Origin of the sequence: Janthinobacterium sp. SUN073, from assembly GCF_030397665.1 — a bacterium.
GTDB lineage: Bacteria > Pseudomonadota > Gammaproteobacteria > Burkholderiales > Burkholderiaceae_D > Janthinobacterium.
On sequence record NZ_JAPUBT010000003.1, the window covers coordinates 119,821 to 136,463 of the forward strand.

Annotated in this window: 13 protein-coding genes; 9 read left to right on the top strand and 4 right to left on the bottom strand. The window is 62.8% G+C overall.

Going from position 1 to position 16,643, the window contains the following annotated elements:
• Position 1: 1 nt before the first annotated feature.
• A complete protein-coding gene (locus O0882_RS11260) occupies positions 2-1,471 on the top strand; it encodes a hypothetical protein (RefSeq protein WP_289947937.1) in 1,470 nt (489 codons plus the stop codon).
• 94 nt (positions 1,472-1,565) lie between these two features.
• A complete protein-coding gene (locus tag O0882_RS11265) occupies positions 1,566-2,306 on the top strand; it encodes an AAA family ATPase (RefSeq protein ID WP_289947938.1) in 741 nt (246 codons plus the stop codon).
• Positions 2,307-2,401: 95 nt separating this feature from the next.
• On the opposite strand, the gene O0882_RS11270 is transcribed toward O0882_RS11265, so the two are convergent.
• Genes O0882_RS11270 through kbl form a run of 3 tightly spaced genes read right to left on the bottom strand, consistent with a single transcriptional unit; the run spans position 2,402 to position 6,056 of the window.
• Positions 2,402-3,802, bottom strand: coding sequence for an L-serine ammonia-lyase (locus O0882_RS11270; protein ID WP_289947940.1), 1,401 nt, complete (start codon positions 3,800-3,802; stop codon positions 2,402-2,404).
• Positions 3,803-3,849: 47 nt separating this feature from the next.
• The gene (locus tag O0882_RS11275) at positions 3,850-4,815 is read right to left on the bottom strand and encodes an NAD-dependent epimerase/dehydratase family protein (protein WP_289947941.1); all 966 of its coding nucleotides are present in this window, start codon (positions 4,813-4,815) and stop codon (positions 3,850-3,852) included.
• A 20-nt stretch (positions 4,816-4,835) separates the two neighbouring features.
• Positions 4,836-6,056, bottom strand: coding sequence for a glycine C-acetyltransferase (gene kbl, locus O0882_RS11280; RefSeq protein WP_289947943.1), 1,221 nt, complete (start codon positions 6,054-6,056; stop codon positions 4,836-4,838).
• A gap of 200 nt (positions 6,057-6,256) precedes the next feature.
• Here kbl and O0882_RS11285 point away from each other — a divergent pair, with 200 nt between their 5' ends.
• From O0882_RS11285 to O0882_RS11310, 6 genes are all read left to right on the top strand, one after another.
• Positions 6,257-6,832: an XRE family transcriptional regulator gene (locus O0882_RS11285; protein ID WP_034751403.1), complete on the top strand. Its 576-nt coding sequence runs from the start codon at positions 6,257-6,259 to the stop codon at positions 6,830-6,832.
• 242 nt (positions 6,833-7,074) lie between these two features.
• Positions 7,075-8,001 (top strand): STM4015 family protein, encoded by a 927-nt coding sequence (locus O0882_RS11290; RefSeq protein ID WP_289947947.1) that lies wholly within the window; start codon positions 7,075-7,077, stop codon positions 7,999-8,001.
• 21 nt (positions 8,002-8,022) lie between these two features.
• Entirely contained in the window at positions 8,023-9,105 is a 1,083-nt protein-coding gene (locus O0882_RS11295) for an STM4014 family protein (protein WP_289948468.1), read from the top strand.
• Positions 9,098-9,946 (top strand): STM4013/SEN3800 family hydrolase, encoded by an 849-nt coding sequence (locus O0882_RS11300; protein ID WP_289947949.1) that lies wholly within the window; start codon positions 9,098-9,100, stop codon positions 9,944-9,946. Before O0882_RS11295 ends, O0882_RS11300 begins: the two co-directional genes overlap by 8 nt.
• The gene (locus tag O0882_RS11305) at positions 9,943-11,322 is read left to right on the top strand and encodes an STM4012 family radical SAM protein (protein ID WP_289947951.1); all 1,380 of its coding nucleotides are present in this window, start codon (positions 9,943-9,945) and stop codon (positions 11,320-11,322) included. Before O0882_RS11300 ends, O0882_RS11305 begins: the two co-directional genes overlap by 4 nt.
• Positions 11,316-12,236 carry an STM4011 family radical SAM protein gene (locus O0882_RS11310; protein WP_289947953.1) on the top strand — a complete coding sequence of 307 codons (921 nt, stop codon included), beginning with the start codon at positions 11,316-11,318 and terminating at the stop codon, positions 12,234-12,236. The genes O0882_RS11305 and O0882_RS11310 overlap by 7 nt, the downstream gene beginning before the upstream one ends.
• Positions 12,237-12,251: 15 nt before the next feature.
• Here O0882_RS11310 and O0882_RS11315 read toward each other — a convergent pair whose 3' ends face one another.
• Entirely contained in the window at positions 12,252-14,435 is a 2,184-nt protein-coding gene (locus O0882_RS11315; RefSeq protein WP_289947954.1) for a prolyl oligopeptidase family serine peptidase, read from the bottom strand.
• A 415-nt stretch (positions 14,436-14,850) separates the two neighbouring features.
• Between O0882_RS11315 and O0882_RS11320 the strand changes: the two genes are divergently transcribed.
• Complete coding sequence (locus tag O0882_RS11320; RefSeq protein ID WP_289948469.1) at positions 14,851-16,638, top strand: GGDEF domain-containing protein; 1,788 nt, start codon at positions 14,851-14,853, stop codon at positions 16,636-16,638.
• Positions 16,639-16,643 lie beyond the last annotated feature (5 nt).

The following is a 16,643-nucleotide window of genomic DNA, read 5'->3' on the forward strand; positions in this document are numbered from 1 at the left end:
CATGAAGCGTGACGATTTTCTCAAGCAGGACGATGTACGGGGCTTTATCGACTGGCTGGCGGCCGAACTGCCGGTCAAGCCCTTTCACCTGAAGATGGCGCGCAGCCGCTTCGTGCCGGGCGGCCTGGACGTGCAGGCGACGGGCCTGGAAGCGGTGCTGGGCCACTATGTGTGGAGCACGCGATGGACCGATGCGCAAGGCAAGGCTGTCGTCTCGGGCAACTGGCACGAGACGCGCGCCTCGCTGGCCGTGCTGCGCAACTGGCTGAAGACCGCCATCGCGCGGCAAGATGAAGACCAGGCGCTGGCGGCCTGCCTGGCCATCCTCGAATGGGGCGGCGTGCGCGGCGCCGTCGTCTTCCTCAAGCGCCTGCACGCGCAAGGCCGCCTGGTCACCTATTTCACGCGCCTGGCGCCATTGATGTCACTCGACTCGGACGCTTCGCTCGATGCGCTCGATACGGATAGCGTGGAGCGCTTCGATGCGGGCCTGACCAAGATCCACGCCCTGTTTGATGACAGCGGCTCGCCCATCTACGACAGCCGCGTGGGCGCGGCGATGGCCATGCTGTACGCGCAATGCCGCAGCCAGGCGGGCAAGAAGCTGGCAAAAAAACACTGGCTGGCCTTCCCCTCGGGCGCCGCGCGTGGCAAGCAAATCCGCAATCCCAAGGGAATCGACAGCGGCTTTGCCGGCGCACCGCAATTCTTTGGCAAGGCCGTGTCGTGCCAGGACTGGGCGCAATGGCAGGTCAGGCTGGGCTGGATCCTGCGCGCCGTGCTGGAACAGTGCGACTGGTTCAAGGCGGACAGCGCCGACATGGCCGCCCGCTGCCATGCCTTCGAAGCGTGTTTGTTCATGCTGGGGTATGACTTGCGGTGTTTTGCTGCGACACGCGTCCCGGAAGCGGTAGCCGTCGCAGCGCCGGTCGAGGAAGACGAGGTGCCGCAATTTGGCTGGGTGCCAACTGGCTGTTCCTTTGAAAAAGTCCTCCCCCTGTACGCACAGTTCCGCCGTGGCAAGGAAAAAGACGATCTTGCCACTTTTGCCCAGTGGTATATCAGGACTCAGGGTGCCGCGCTGAAAACAGCCTATGCCTACTGTTTTCCATATTCAGAAAGCGAATTTGACCTATTTGGCAGTAACGAAGAGCGTCTGAATGACGTTTTGGCCGGTGGCAAGAGCGGGCTGTATGCCGCGGTGGCCAGTACGCAGCCTTTTGTAGAAAGCGCCGAGCGGGAACAAATCTGCCTGGTCGACGCCCTGCTGGTCGGACGCACAGCCGATATGCCGGCTCCGGTGCGCACAGCCTGGCTGCTGAAAAAAGGCTATGCGGGAACGAAAAGTGCTGCCGGCACCCTGATGACGGTCGGACGCCAGGTCGGCCGTCATTTCGGCCTGCTCGACAAGGATAACAGGCCTACCGCCTTCTACCACGAGTACTTCGGCGATTGCATGCGCGAGCCTTAAGTCAAAAAATCAGGCGCCCGTGCTGGCGCATGCGCCTGATTTGCGCCACACTGGTGTTTGTCGGCCCGCTTCCGGGCCATTCATGGAACCGGCCATGTCGCTGAGTAAAAAACCGTATCTGCAAAGCGCCGCGCTGCGCCACGACGCCGTCGTCGACCTGGACCACTATCCGTTCACCATCCCCGCCATCCGCGACTTCGTGCACATGGACTTCCACCCTGATGTGACGTTTTTCGTGGGCGAAAATGGCAGCGGCAAATCGACCATGCTCGAAGCGCTGGCCGTGGGACTGGGTTTCGGCAAGGATGGCGGCACGCGCAATGTGCGCATCGCCCTGCCGTCGGACGAGGAATCGGGCTTGCATGCGCACCTGCGCCTGAGCAAGAGCTACAAAAAACCGGATGACAGTTATTTTTTGCGCGCCGAGAGCTTTTTCAATGTCGCCACCTACATGGACGACATGCCCGAGTACCTGGGCAGCTACGGCGGCAAGTCGCTGCACGCGCAATCGCACGGCGAAGCGTTCATGGCGACCCTGATCAACAAGCTGCGGGGCAAGGGACTGTATCTGCTGGACGAGCCCGAGGCGGCTCTGTCGCCCAGCCGCCAGATGGCGGCATTATCGGTGATCCACCAGCTGGTGCAGGACGACTCGCAGCTGATCATCGCCACCCACTCGCCCATCCTGCTGGCCTACCCGAACGCGAAAATCCTCAGTTTTACGGGCGGCGGCATCCATGAAGTGGCGTATGAAGATACGGAACACTATGCTGTCACGCGCGATTTTCTGAACCACTACCCGAGAAGGCTGGAGCAGCTGTTTGAGGAGGAGTGAAGACCACCCCAAAGACAGAATCCGGGGTCGGACCCTGAGGGACTCGGCGTCCCCGTCCGACCCCAGTCCTTGCCGTTGGGGTATTTGGCTGATGCTCAGCAAGCGGCGTGATTGACGGTAATCACATGCACGGCCAGCCCGCCCAAGGACGTTTCCTTGTACTTGTCCTGCATGTCCGCGCCCGTCTGGCGCATGGTTTCGATGACTTCGTCGAGGCTGACGAAGTGCGTGCCGTCGCCCTTCAGCGCCAGCGAGGCGGCCGTAATCGCTTTCACGGCGCCCATGCCATTGCGCTCGATGCAGGGAATCTGCACCAGGCCGCCGATGGGGTCGCAGGTCATGCCCAGGTGGTGCTCGATGCCGATTTCGGCCGCGTTCTCGATCTGTTCATTCGTGCCGCCCAGGGCAGCCACCAGGCCGGCGGCCGCCATGGCGCAGGCCACACCCACTTCGCCCTGGCAACCCACTTCGGCGCCCGAGATCGAGGCATTGCGTTTGCACAACATGCCGATGGCAGCCGCCGTCAGCATGAAACGGCGCACGCCGCCGACCGGGTCGCTGGGGCGGCAATCCTGCGCGTAGTAGCGCAGCACGGCCGGGATGATGCCGGCGGCGCCGTTGGTCGGGGCAGTGACCACACGGCCGCCAGCCGCATTTTCTTCGTTGACGGCCATCGCGTACAGGCTGACCAGGTGCACGGCGTCGTGCGGCAAGTCGTTGGCGCGGTTGTCCGACGCCTTCGCTTCCTGCGCCAAACGCCATAATTTGGCGGCGCGGCGCTTCACGTTCAAGCCGCCCGGCAGGTTGCCCGTCGTTTCCAGGCCGTGCGCGATGCAGTCGCGCATGACGTGCCAGATGCGGTCCAGGCCTTCATTGAGTTCCGTCTCGCTGCGCTTGACGCACTCGTTCGCGCGCAGCATTTCCGGGATCGACAGGCCGCTTTCCACGCCATGCGCCAGCAACTGCTGCATGGTGTCGAAGGGGAAGACGACCCGCGCGCTGGCGGCCGATTCCACCGCCGCTTCCGCCTGCGCTTCGCCTGCCTCGCGGATAAATCCGCCGCCGATCGAGTAATACACCTTGTCGACGCGGCTGCCGTCCGCCAGTTTCAGCGTAAAACGCATGCCGTTCGGGTGCTCGGGCAGGGATTCGCTCTTGTGCCAGATCAAGCCCGTGGCGGCCGTAAACGGCACCACGTGCGTGCCCAGCAGCGCGATTTCGCCGGCCGCCTCGATGGCGGCCAGCTTGCCGTCGACCGCATCGGGCGCCACGTCTTGCGGCGTTTCGCCCATCAAGCCCAGAATGACGGCCTTGTCCGTGGCATGGCCCACGCCCGTCAGCGCCAGCGAGCCATACAGGGCCACCTCGACGCCCACTACCTGGTCCAGCGGACCGTATTCGACCAGAAAACGCCGCGCCGCCACCATCGGCCCCACCGTGTGGGAACTCGACGGCCCGATGCCGATCTTGAACAGGTCAAATACGCTCATATCCATGTAGTGTCTCTTTAATTAGTATGTTTTTATGAATGCTTGTGTGGGACTCAGGCTGCCTTGGCGGCATGGCCCACGTCGACATTGGCCAGCATGTCGGTGACCATCTGCTCGATGCCGATCTGCGCCTTCCAGCCCCAGTCCGCGCTGGCCTTGCTGTCGTCCAGGCTTTGCGGCCAGCTGTCGGCGATGGCCTGGCGGCTGTCCGGTTTGTAGCTGATCTTGAAGTCCGGCACCATGTGCACGATGGCCTTCGCCAGTTGCTCGGGGTTGAACGACACGCCGGCCACATTGTAGGACGAACGAATCTTGATCTGCGACACAGGAGCATCCATCAGTTCGATGGTGGCGCGGATGGCATCGGGCATGTAAATCATCGGCAAGGTGGTCGTCGCATCGAGGAAGCAGTCATAGCGCTCGCCGCGCAAGGCCGCGTGGAAGATGGCAATCGCGTAATCGGTGGTGCCGCCGCCCGGAGGCGACTTGTAGCTGATGATGCCCGGGTAGCGGATGCTGCGCACGTCCACGCCATACTTGTTGAAGTAGTACTCGCACAGGCGCTCGCCGGCCAGCTTGCTGATACCGTACATCGAGGTCGGGTCCATCACCGTCATTTGCGGGGTGTTCACTTGCGGCGTGTTCGGGCCGAAGGCGGCAATCGACGATGGCCAGAAGATGCGCAGCGGTTTGCCCGCCTCGCCCCGCTCGCGCGCCAGTTCCAGGATATTGAGCAAACCATCCATGTTCAGGCTCCACGCCTTCAACGGCGCCGCTTCGCCCGTGGCCGACAGCATGGCCGCCAGCTGGTACACCTGGGTGATGCCTTCATCGGCGATGAGCTTCGCCAGGCCGTCCTTGTCCAACACATTCAATTGCGCGTAGCGCCTGGCCTGGTACAGGTTATGCGTGCCGATGTCGCTGGCGATGACGTTGTCCGCGCCATGCTGCTGCGCCAGCGCGCCCACCAATTCACTACCGATTTGGCCGTTTGCGCCGATGACTAAGATGCGTTCCATGCTATTTTCCTGAATTCTTGTTAGTTGATAGTGGTGGTCAGCAGACCAAGTTCCTTGCCGGCCTGCTCGAAGGCGGCCAGCACTTGCACCAGCTGTTCGCGGGTGTGGGCGGCGGATAGCTGCACGCGCACCCTGGCCTGGCCCATCGGCACGACCGGATAGAAGAAGCCCGTCACCAGCACGCCCAGGTCATACAGGCGGGCGGCAAACTTCTGCGCCACGGGAGCGTCGAACAGCATCACGGGAACCACCGGATGGGTGCCCGGCTTGATGGTAAAGCCGATGCGCTCGATCTCGCTGCGGAAGAAAGCCGTGTTTTCATGCAGGCGGTCGCGCAGTTCCGTCGACTTGGCCAGGCGTTCCAATACCGATAGCGATGCGCCGGCGATCGATGGCGCCAGCGTGTTGGAGAACAGATAAGGGCGCGATTTCTGGCGCAGCGTGTCGATGACTTCCTTGCGCGCCGAGGTAAAGCCGCCCATGGCGCCGCCCAGGGCCTTGCCCAGCGTGCCCGTGATGATGTCGATGCGACCCATCACATTGTGGTGTTCGTGCGTGCCGCGGCCCGTCGCCCCCATGAAACCGGAAGCGTGGCACTCGTCGATCATCACCAGCGCGCCGTACTTGTCGGCCAGGTCACAGATCTTGTCGAGTTGCGCAATCGTGCCATCCATCGAGAACACGCCGTCCGTGACGATGACTTTATGGCGCTTGCCTGCGGCGACGACCGCTTGCAGTTGCACTTCCAGGTCGGCCATGTCGTTATGCAGGTAGCGGTAGCGGCCAGCCTTGCACAAGCGGATGCCGTCGATGATGGACGCGTGGTTCAGCGCGTCGGAAATGATGGCGTCGTTTTCGTCGAACAGGGGCTCGAACACGCCGCCGTTGGCGTCGAAGGCGGCCGCGTACAAAATCGTGTCATCCATGCCCAGGAAGCTGGAAATGGCTTGTTCGAGTTCCTTGTGCACGGTTTGCGTGCCGCAGATGAAGCGCACGGACGACAGGCCGTAGCCGTATTTTTGCGTGGCGGCGATGGACGCTTCCTGCGTCTGCAGGTCGCCCGACAGGCCCAGGTAGTTGTTCGCACACATATTGATCAGAGTACGGCCATCGTCGCACACCACTTCAGCGCCCTGGCGCGAGGCGATCACGCGCTCGGACTTGTACAAGCCCTGTTGGCGCAGTTGATCGAGATTCTGTTGCAGACCGCTGAAAAAGGTGTTCTTCGCTTGCTCGCTCATGATGATCCTTGTGTGTCCCTGTTGTATGCCTGTTGGCTGTATGGGCCGCCGCTTGACCGGCGCGCGCCATATGCTGTACCGTGAAGCGCTGTTTGAAGTCTACACGTTTCCGTGCTTCTCCTCAAAATCCACTATTTCGAACTGAAATTCAATATAGTGGATATTACCCAAGCCTATTGAACTTTGCAAGCCACCTGCCGATGAAAACCAGCGTTTCGACCAATTCTCCCCCTGAAGTGGGTGCCACCCTGCAACGGCTGCGCCTGGCGCGCGGCCTGACACTCGAGGATTTGTCGCGCATCGCGGGCGTCTCGAAGTCCATGCTGTCGCAAATCGAGCGCGAAAAAGCCAATCCCACCATCGCCATCACGTGGCGCCTGGCCAACGCCCTGGGCGTGCAGATCGGCGAATTGCTGTCCAGCGCGGAAAAGGCCGTGGAAACCATCCGCATCACGGACGCCCATGAAACCCCCACCCTGCCCGGCGACCATGCGGGCTACGTGCTGCGCATCCTGGGACCGATGGAACTGGCGGGTAAATATGAATGGTATGAAGTGACCCTGGCGCCGGGCGGCGAACTGGCGTCGCAGCCGCACGATCCAGGCACCACCGAGCATTTGACGGTGATCCACGGTAACCTGGAGTTGGAAGTGGGCACGGCGAAGAAAAAGGTCAAGAATGGCGGCACGGCGCGCTATCCGGCGGACCAGCCGCATACCATCCGCAATCTTGGAAAAACCGAGGGCAAGGCGCTGCTGGTGGTCATACACAGGTAATAAGCCCAAGGGCAAGAACTGGGGTCGTACCCTCAGGGTACGACCCCGGCGGCAGTGGGGTTCAAGTCAGGCACTGCATTCTCCAGTGCGCAATAAGCCCCTTTCCTCATGCTAAGATTTTAGAATAGACAAGATTTCCAGGCCTGGATGTCTTCGCAGAGCGTCGCGGCACATCCCGGCTCGTCCCTCCGCCACACCGCGCGCGGCACCCAGGCCTCCACCGCCTACACGGAGCCACAGCGATGACCATTTCCGACAGCACCACCACCTTCCACAACAAGCAAGTCGTCCAGTACGACCCTGACTTGCCCTTCGACGCATCACCCGGCATCGTCTACCGTTTGTCGCTCGAGTATGACGACGAGCGCAAGATGGAGGAGCTGATCGCCGGCTTCCTCGACAAGGCGGACAAGAACACACTTGACGCGCTGATCATCGGCATGTGGGGCGACCCGTACGAATCGGGCGCCGACGAAGTGATGGCCGCGCTGATCGCCCAGGCGCCACAGCTGCCCAACTTGCGCGCCCTGTTCATCGGCGACATGACATACGAGGAATGCGAAATCTCGTGGATCGTGCAAGGCAGCTACAAGCCCCTGCTGGACGCCTTCCCGCTGCTGGAAGAACTGCGCATCCGCGGCGGCAATGAGCTCGTCATCGAACCGTTCGCCCACCAGCACCTGCGTCGCTTCACCATCGAAGCGGGCGGCCTCGATCAAAAAATCGCCGAGGCGCTGGCGCAATCGAGCATGCCGCAGCTGGAACACCTGGAACTGTGGCTGGGCACGGACGACTATGGTTTCTCGGGCGACGTGGACCTGTACCGCAAGGTGCTGGCGCAGCTGACCGTGCCGACCCTGCGCTACCTGGGCTTGCGCGACGCGGAGATCGCAGACGACCTGGCCGTCTGGCTGGCGGAAGAACCGCTGGTGGCGCAGCTCGACACGCTCGACCTGTCGCTGGGCACCATCGGCGACCTGGGCGCCGTGGCCATACTCAATCACACGCAGCTGGGCAAGTTGAAGCGCCTGGACCTGTCGCACCATTACATTTCCGAGGAAAACCAGGCGAAACTGAAGGCGCTGCCCTTCGAGGTGGTGCTGGACGACCCGCAGGAAGCCGACGAAGACGACGGCGAAAGCTACCGCTACGTGGCTGTTGGCGAATAGGCGGAGTTTTATCCTTTGCTGATGCCTCTCACCCTGCTGGCGACACAAGGCAGCAAGCGCGTGCGCCTGATGCAGGCGGCGCGCGCGCAACTGCGCCTGCCGCCCGCGCAAGTGCTGGAATGGCGCGACTGGCTGGCGCAACCGGCGCTGCTGGAGCACGTATTACGCCAGCCAGGCATACTAAAAATCGAACCGCCCGGCGACGATCCTGCCGCACATTTGCTCTTGCTGCAGGCGGGCTGCCGCTTGCTGGGCCGCGCTCCCGTGCGCGTGCCCGATCACGGCGAGCTGCTGGCCATGGATGCCTGGTTTGCCGGTTTTACGTCGGCCATGGCATCCCTGACGGCGCAACTGGCTGATTTACCGCAGGCGCGCGTGGTCAATGCGCCTGGCGAAATCAGCCTCATGACGGACAAACTGGCCTGCCAGCGCCACCTGGAGACGCACGGCGTGCCCATACCTGCCTTGCTCGGCCCTGTGCACGGCTACGAGCATCTGCAGTCGCTGCTGCATGCGCATGACATTGACCGCGTGTACCTGAAACCGCGCTACGGCTCGTCCGCGTCCGGCGTCATCGCCTACCGCAGGAACAAGACTGGCCGCCAGCAAGCCACCACCTCGGCCGCCTTGCAGCATGGGGACGGCGCGGCGCGTCTGTTCAACGTCAAGCGCATGGCGAGCTACGAATCCGAACACGACATCGCGGCCCTCGTCGACGCGCTGGCCGCGCAACAGCTGTATGCGGAAGCGTGGCTGAACAAGCCGCGCTGCGGCGACAGCCATTACGACCTGCGCGTCGTGACCCTGGCCGGCCAGCCCGCGCACCGCGTGGCGCGCATCGGCAACCGGATGATGACCAATCTGCACCTCGACAACCGGCGCGGCGCCGCGGCCGGCCTCTTGAACGCAGCCGACCTGGCCGCGCTGGAGCAAACCGCCGCCCTGGCCGCGCGCGCCTTCCCCGCCAGCCACGTGACGGGCTACGACCTCGTGGTGCGCCACGGTCAGGCCCGCGTGCTGGAAGCGAACGCCTTCGGCGACCTGCTGCCCGGCCTTCTCTGGCAAGGCATTGATACTTACACGGCGCAACTGGTCCATGCTTAAAGAAACACCAGCCATCCCCGACATGCACGCCATCGTCGGCAGCCACGACATCGTCTTCCTCACGCTCGACACCCTGCGCTTTGACGTGGCGCAAGCGCTGTACCAGGCGGGCGAACTGCCCGTGCTGGGACGTTTTTTACCACCGGGCGGCTGGGAACAGCGCCACTCGCCCGCCACGTTCACGTATGCGGCGCACCAGGCCTTCTTCGCCGGATTTTTGCCCACGCCGGCCGCGCCGGGCCGCCACCCGCGCCTGTTCGCTTCCGCCTTCGCGGGCAGCGAAACCACGTCGCCGCACACGTTCGCGTTCGAGCAAGCGGATCTGCCCGCCGCGCTGGCCGCGCGCGGCTACCGCACCATCTGCATCGGCGGCGTGGGCTTCTTTAATAAACAGACGGCGCTGGGCTGCGTGCTGCCGTCGCTGTTCCAGGAAAGCCACTGGAGCGCGGGCATGGGCGTGGCCAGCCGCCACTCGACGCAAAAGCAGGTGGCGCTGGCCATAGCCCGCCTGGCGGACGGCGCGCAACGCACCTTTTTATTCATCAACGTGGCCGCCCTGCACACGCCGAACCGCGCCTACCTGCCCGGCTGCCGCGCAGATAACCTGGACAGCCATGCGGCGGCCCTGCGCTATGTCGACAGCGCGCTGGCGCCATTGTTTGCCGCCTGCGCCGCGCGCGCGCCCACGTTTGCCATCGTCTGCTCGGATCACGGCAGCGCGTATGGCGAAGACGGCTACCGGGGCCATAGAGTGGCCCATGACAGCGTGTGGAACGTGCCGTATGCGCACTTCTTCATCGCCCCCGATACCGATACACCTCCCAAGGAATCTCCACCGTGAACCCAGCCGAACAACCTGGCACCCTGGCGCAGCGCATGCGCCACACGCCCTACCAGGCGTATTCCTATTCGTATCCGCACAAGGCGGCCTACCGCGCCTTGCCGCAGGCGGCGCCGCTGGCGCCCCTGTGGGCGCAGCAAGACCGCTCCGCCCTGTTCGCGTATATCCATATTCCGTTTTGCGAAATGCGCTGCGGCTTTTGCAACCTGTTCGCCATGGCCCGTCCAAGCGCAGACATGGTGGAGCGCTATGTGCGGCAAGTGCTGGTGCAGATGCGCGCCCTGGCCGGCGCGCTGGGCGAACGGCGCTTCGCCCGCTTCGCGCTGGGCGGCGGCACGCCCACCTATCTGTCGCCCGCGCAGCTGGACACCTTGCTGTGCGGCGCGCGCGACATCCTCGGCATCGACCTGCAAACCACGCCGGCCGGCATCGAGGCGTCGCCCGAAACCATCACGGCGGAGCGCCTGACCGTCTGCCGTGCGCATGGCATCGACCGGGTCAGCCTGGGCATCCAGAGCTTTGCCTCCGGCGAGATGCGCGCACTGGCGCGGCCCCAGCAAAACGCCACCGTCCATCACGCCATCGGCCTGATACGCGCTGCCGGCTTTCCCACCCTGAACCTGGACCTGATCTACGGCATCGCGGGGCAAACCGTGGCCAGCCTGCTCGCTTCCATCGACAGCGCGCTGACGTTTGCGCCCGAGGAAATCTATCTGTATCCGCTGTACGTGCGCGAGCAGACGGGTCTTGGAAAAGTGGCGCGCCGCCAGGGCGCGCAATCGCTCAATCCCATCATGCTGGCGCAGGATGGCGACAGCCGCCTGGTCCTGTACGCGGCCGCGCGCGACCATTTGCGCGCGCAGGGCTATGAGCAGGTCTCGATGCGCATGTTCCGCGCCCCGCATGCGCCGGAACAGAACGGTCCCTCGTACTGCTGCCAGAATGACGGCATGCTGGGCCTGGGCGCGGGCGCCCGCTCCTACACTTCGCGCCTGCACTACTCCAGCGAGTACGCAGTGGCGCGCACGGACACCATCAACATCATCGACAACTACCTGGCGCTCGATGCAGCGCGCTTCGCGCAGGCCGAACACGGCTACCAGCTCGATGACGAAGAACAGCGCCGGCGCTACGTGATCCAGTCGCTGCTGACCGAGCCGGGCCTGGACCGCGACGCCTACGCGGCGCGCTTCGGCTCTCGCTGCGAAGCAGACTTGCCGCAGCTGGCCGAGCTGCACGCGCTGGAATTGGTGCAAGAGGATGGCCCGTTGCTGCGCCTGAACGACCGGGGCTACAGCTACGCCGACACCATCGGCCCCTGGCTGGCCTCCGATACGGTGCGCGCGCTGATGGCCGAAGGCGGCCAGGCGTGCTGACAGCGCAAGCAGCAACGCTATCCCTGCTGTACCGCAGCACGCTATCGAGTTGCAATTACGCCTGCGGCTACTGCCCGTTCGCCAAGAAGCGCGACAGCCGCGCCGCGCTGACCCGCGACGCGCGCGAAGTGGCGCGTTTTACGGACTGGGTGGCGGCGCAGGATCGGAACATCAGTGTGCTGTTCACGCCCTGGGGCGAAGCGCTGGTGCGGCGCCACTACCGCGCGGCCATGCAAACCCTGGCAGCCTTGCCGCACGTGCGCCAGGTGGCGCTGCAAACGAATCTGTCCGGCCCATTGATCTGGCTGGAGAACATGGACGGGCTGGACAAGATCGGCCTGTGGTGCACCTACCACCCGGACCAGACGACCCTGGCCCGCTTTCTCGCACGCTGCGCGCGCCTGGACGCCATGGGCGTGCGCTATTCCGTCGGCGTCGTGGCGATGACTGAACACCTGGATGCCATCCGCGCCCTGCGCGCGGCCCTGCCGGCCCACATCTACCTGTGGCTGAACGCGTACGACCGGCGCGGCCCCGGCTACTACACAGTGGAAGACCTGGCCTGGCTGGACGCCGTCGACCCGTGGTTCGCGCAAAACCGGCGTCCGTCTCCCTCGCGCGGCAAGCCGTGCCAGGCGGGCGAAGCGTCGCTGTCCGTCGATGGCGATGGCGAACTGGCGCGCTGCCACTTCGTGCCCGAGCGGCTGGGGAATCTGTACGTGGATGACCTGGCGGACATGCTGCAGGAGCGCGCCTGCCCGCGCTTCAAGTGCGACTGCTATATCGGCTATGCGCAGCGCAAGGATTTGCCATTTCAGGCGGTGTTTGGGGAAGGGGTGCTGGTGAGGATAGCCCCAATGCAAATACCGGGGTCGTACCCTGAGGGTACGACCCCGGTTTCTGCTTCGGGTTAAAAGGTTACGGCGAGATTACTGCGCCGCCACCTTGGCCGGCTCCGGTGCCGCGACTGGCGTCATCTTCAACGAACGGCTGAGGAAGCCCCAGCGATCGGCCACTTCCTCGATCTGCTTGGTCGTCGGCTTGCCGGCGCCATGGCCCGCCTTGCTGTCGATGCGGATCAGCACGGGTGCCGCGCCGCCTTGCGCTGCCTGAGCGGCGGCGGCGAACTTGAAGCTGTGGGCGGGCACGACGCGGTCGTCATGGTCGGCCGTGGTGATCATGGTGGCTGGATAGCAGCCGCCCGCCTTCAGGTTGTGCAGCGGCGAGTATTTCACCAGCGCCTTGAATTGCTCGGCGTCGTCCGACGAACCGTAGTCAGGCACCCAGCCCCAGCCCACGGTGAACTTGTGGAAGCGCAACATGTCGAGCACGCCCACTTGCGGAATCGCTGCCGCGAACAGGTCCGGACGCTGCGTCATGGCCGCGCCCACCAGCAGGCCGCCATTGCTGCCACCGCCGATCGCCAGTTTCGATGGCGAGGTGACCTTGTTATCCACCAGCCACTGTGCCGCGCCGATGAAATCGTCGAACACGTTTTGCTTGTTCAGCTTGGTGCCAGCCTGGTGCCAGGCTTCGCCGTATTCGCCGCCGCCGCGCAGGTTGGCCATCACGTAGACGCCGCCCATTTCCACCCAGGCAAGATTCGCCACGGAGAAGCTAGGAGTGAGCGAAATATTGAAGCCGCCATAGCCGTACAGATAGGTCGGGTTGGAGCCGTCGAGCTTCATGCCTTTTTTCGAGACGATGAACATCGGCACCTTGGTGCCATCGCGGCTGGTGAAGAATTGCTGGCGCGTTTCAAAGGCGTTCGGGTCGAAATCGACCTTCGGCTGGCGGTACACGCTGCTCTTGCCCGATTTCATGTCGTAGCGGTAGATGGTCGCCGGCGTCGTAAAACTGGTAAACGAATAGAACGTTTCCGTGTCGCCACGTTTACCGGCAAAGCCGCCGGCCGAACCGATGCCCGGCAAGGCCACTTCGCGCACCAGCTTGCCGTTCAGGCCGACGATCTTGATTTGCGTTTGCGCATCTTTCAAGTAGTCGAGCACCAGCTGGTTGTTGATCAGGTTGACGGCAACCAGGGTTTCCGCGCTTTGCGGTACGATCTCTTTCCAGTCGGCAGGCGCAGGTTTGCGCGTATCGATGGCGATCACGCGCGATTTTGGCGCCTTGTTGTCCGTCTTGAAGAAGAATACGGGGCCGTCATTGTCGATGAACGAGTAGGACGCGTCGAACGCTTCCAGCAAGCCCACGACCTTGGCGTTCTTCTGGCGCAAATCCTTGTAGAAGACGCGGTTCTTGCGTTCCGTGCCCTGCGTGGCCGTGATGATCAAATAATTGCCGTCGTCGCTGACGGTGCTGCCGCCAAAGGCCCATTCCTTCTGGTCGGGACGGTCGAAGACCAGCACGTCGTCGCTTTGCGGCGTGCCGATCTTGTGGAAATACAATTTCTGGAAGTAATTGATATCGGCCAGCTTGGTTGCTTCGTTCGGCGCGTCATAGCGGCTGTAGAAGAATCCCTTGTTGTCCTTGGTCCATGAGGCGCCCGAGAACTTGGCCCACTTGATGTGGTCCGTCAAATCCTTGCCCGATTCGATGTCGCGTACTTTCCACTCGTTCCAGTCGGAACCGGAGGCGGAGGTGGCATACGCCAGGTACTTGCCGTTCGGGCTGATCGAAGTGCCGGCCAGCGCCACCGTGCCATCGGTGGACAGGGTGTTCGGGTCGAGCAGCAGACGCGGCTCGTCCGTCAGTTTTTTCACCGTGTACAGCACGGCCTGGTTCTGCAAGCCGTCGTTGCGGCTGTAGAAGTAGCGGCCGCCCTGCTTCGTTGGCGTAGAGAAACGCTCATAGTTCCACAGCTTGGTCAGGCGCTGCTTGATCGCGGCGCGCTCGGGGATGGTGCCCAGGTACGACTGCGTCAGCTTGTTTTGCGCCGCCACCCAGTCGCCCGTCTCGGCGCTGTTGGCGTCTTCCAGCCAGCGATAGGGGTCGGCGATGGTGGTGCCGAAATAGCTGTCTTGCTGGTCGACTTTTTTGCTGACCGGATACGTCACGGTGGCGCCATCGCCGGCCGGGCAGGATTGTGCCAGGGCATTGCCACCGAAAGCGGCCAGCAAGCTGAATATGAGGGTTGCACTACGTAATTGCATGGGTTGTTGTCTCATTGTTGGATGTCGAAGAAAGCAGGCCGGTCACACTCACGCTGCGGCTGCCCATGTTGACTTTCGCCAAGAGAAATCATAGCGCGGATTGCCACTTTTAAAGCACAGTTATCTGATCAATTTGCCGTCTTTTGTTTGGGCAATTTGCACGAATCGCCGTGATAAATCGCGTTTTTGGCGAGAATCGGCAAACTGACGGGCAGGCAAGAAACATTATCAAAAGCTAATACGTTTCATCAAGCCGTCATAAATCTTCCTTACCATAGGTAACATGTTCATGGCCCGTCCAGAGGCCGTGCCGCCACATCCTCCTATGCACACTCTCGCCCTCCCTTCCACCACCGCCGCGCCGCCCGGCGCGATGCCATCGAATGTGGCTTACCTGAAGCCGCCGTCTGCCCCCATGTCCATCGAAGGAACGGATGCCTTGCACGATATCCTGGCAGGCCGCAAGCTCAGCGCCCTGTTCCAGCCCATCATCCACATGCACAGCGGCGACATCATCGGTTACGAAGGCTTGATACGGGGGCCGTCCGACAGTCCCCTGCACGCGCCGATGAATCTGTTCAAGGTGGCGCGCGCGCATGACCTGACCCTGGAAGTGGAACACCTGTGCCGGCAAGTGGTGCTGGAACGCTTTGCCGAATTGCAGTTGCCCGGAAAACTGTTCCTCAACGTCAGCCCTGAATGCTTGCTGCTGCGCAATGCGCGCCATGGCGAAACCCTGGAATACATCGAGCACATCGGCATCAATCCGGACCGGGTCATCATCGAGCTGACGGAAAACCAGCCCACCTACGATTACGAGCTGATGCGCGAAGCGGTGCTGCACTATCGCAACATGGGTTTCCAGATCGCCATCGACGACCTGGGCGAAGGCTTTTCCAGCCTGCGCCTGTGGTCGGAATTGCGCCCGGAATACGTGAAGATCGACATGCATTTCATCCAGGGCATCAATCATGACCCCGTGAAACTGCAATTCGTGCGCTCGATCCAGGAAATCGCGGAAAAATCGGGTACCCTGGTGATCGCCGAAGGGATCGAGGCGCAAACGGAATTGCTGGTCTTGCGCGACCTGGGCGTGGCCTTCGGACAAGGCTATCACCTGGGCCGGCCCAATGCCGTGCCGGCGCGCGCCCTGCCGGCCGAAGTGGTGCAGGCGCTGGGACGCAACGGCGTGGCCGTGTATCCGCAGCGCAGCAGCCTGGAAAAGAACGGCGCCAGCATCCGCAAGCTGCTGAACAAGGTGGCGGCCGTCTCGCCGCAACTCAATAATAACGAGGTGTACGATATCTTCCTGAAGGAACCAAAGCTGATGATCATCCCCGTCGTCGATGACGGCGTGCCGCTGGGCCTGATCAGCCGCTTCGAGATGATCGACCACTTCGCCCGCCCCTACCAGCGCGAACTGTATGGCAAGAAATCGTGCAGCCTGTTCATGGATGCCACGCCCCTGATCGCCGACCACGAGACGAGCTTGCAGGAACTCAGCTACACCATGGTGCAGTCCGACGCCCACCACCTGTTCAACGGTTTCATCATCACCGAGCACGGCCGCTACCTGGGCATGGGCACGGGACACGACCTGATGCGCGAAATCACCCAGATGCAGATCAATGCGGCCCGCTACGCCAACCCGCTGACGCAACTGCCTGGCAACGTGCCCATCAACGAGCATATCGACCGTTTATTGCACAGTGGCAGCCGCTTCTGGGTCTGCTATTGCGACCTCGACCACTTCAAGCCCTTCAACGACGTGTACGGTTATCGCAAGGGCGACGACGTGATCCAGCTGACGGGAGAAATCCTCAGCGGCCATTGCGACCCGAACCGCGACTTCATCGGCCACATCGGCGGCGACGATTTCATGATCCTGTTCCAGAGCGAAGACTGGGAAACGCGCTGCCAGGCCATACTGGAGCGCTTTGCCGCCGCCATCCTCGCCTATTACAGCACGGGCGACTGCGAACGGGGCGGCTACATCAGCGAAGACCGGCAAGGCAAGAAAGTGTTTTACTCGTTGATCAGCCTATCGCTGGGCGTCATCAAGGTCGAGGCGCACCAGTACTACACGCACCATCAGATTGCCACGCAGGCGGCGGAAGCGAAGAAGCAGGCGAAGAAAATCCACGGCAACAGCCTGTTCCTGGACCGGCGGCAAGGCACGAGCGTGGTGCGCGTGGATGCGTAGCCAGG

What these genes read in the sequence shown, in the direction of transcription:
- O0882_RS11260 (WP_289947937.1), top strand. Translation starts at nt 2, where the DNA reads ATGAAGCGTGACGATTTTCTCAAGCAGGACGATGTACGGGGCTTTATC.
- O0882_RS11265 (WP_289947938.1), top strand. Translation starts at nt 1,566, where the DNA reads ATGTCGCTGAGTAAAAAACCGTATCTGCAAAGCGCCGCGCTGCGCCAC.
- O0882_RS11270 (WP_289947940.1), bottom strand. Translation starts at nt 3,802, where the DNA reads ATGGATATGAGCGTATTTGACCTGTTCAAGATCGGCATCGGGCCGTCG.
- O0882_RS11275 (WP_289947941.1), bottom strand. Translation starts at nt 4,815, where the DNA reads ATGGAACGCATCTTAGTCATCGGCGCAAACGGCCAAATCGGTAGTGAA.
- kbl (WP_289947943.1), bottom strand. Translation starts at nt 6,056, where the DNA reads ATGAGCGAGCAAGCGAAGAACACCTTTTTCAGCGGTCTGCAACAGAAT.
- O0882_RS11285 (WP_034751403.1), top strand. Translation starts at nt 6,257, where the DNA reads ATGAAAACCAGCGTTTCGACCAATTCTCCCCCTGAAGTGGGTGCCACC.
- O0882_RS11290 (WP_289947947.1), top strand. Translation starts at nt 7,075, where the DNA reads ATGACCATTTCCGACAGCACCACCACCTTCCACAACAAGCAAGTCGTC.
- O0882_RS11295 (WP_289948468.1), top strand. Translation starts at nt 8,023, where the DNA reads ATGCCTCTCACCCTGCTGGCGACACAAGGCAGCAAGCGCGTGCGCCTG.
- O0882_RS11300 (WP_289947949.1), top strand. Translation starts at nt 9,098, where the DNA reads ATGCTTAAAGAAACACCAGCCATCCCCGACATGCACGCCATCGTCGGC.
- O0882_RS11315 (WP_289947954.1), bottom strand. Translation starts at nt 14,435, where the DNA reads ATGCAATTACGTAGTGCAACCCTCATATTCAGCTTGCTGGCCGCTTTC.
- O0882_RS11320 (WP_289948469.1), top strand. Translation starts at nt 14,851, where the DNA reads ATGTCCATCGAAGGAACGGATGCCTTGCACGATATCCTGGCAGGCCGC.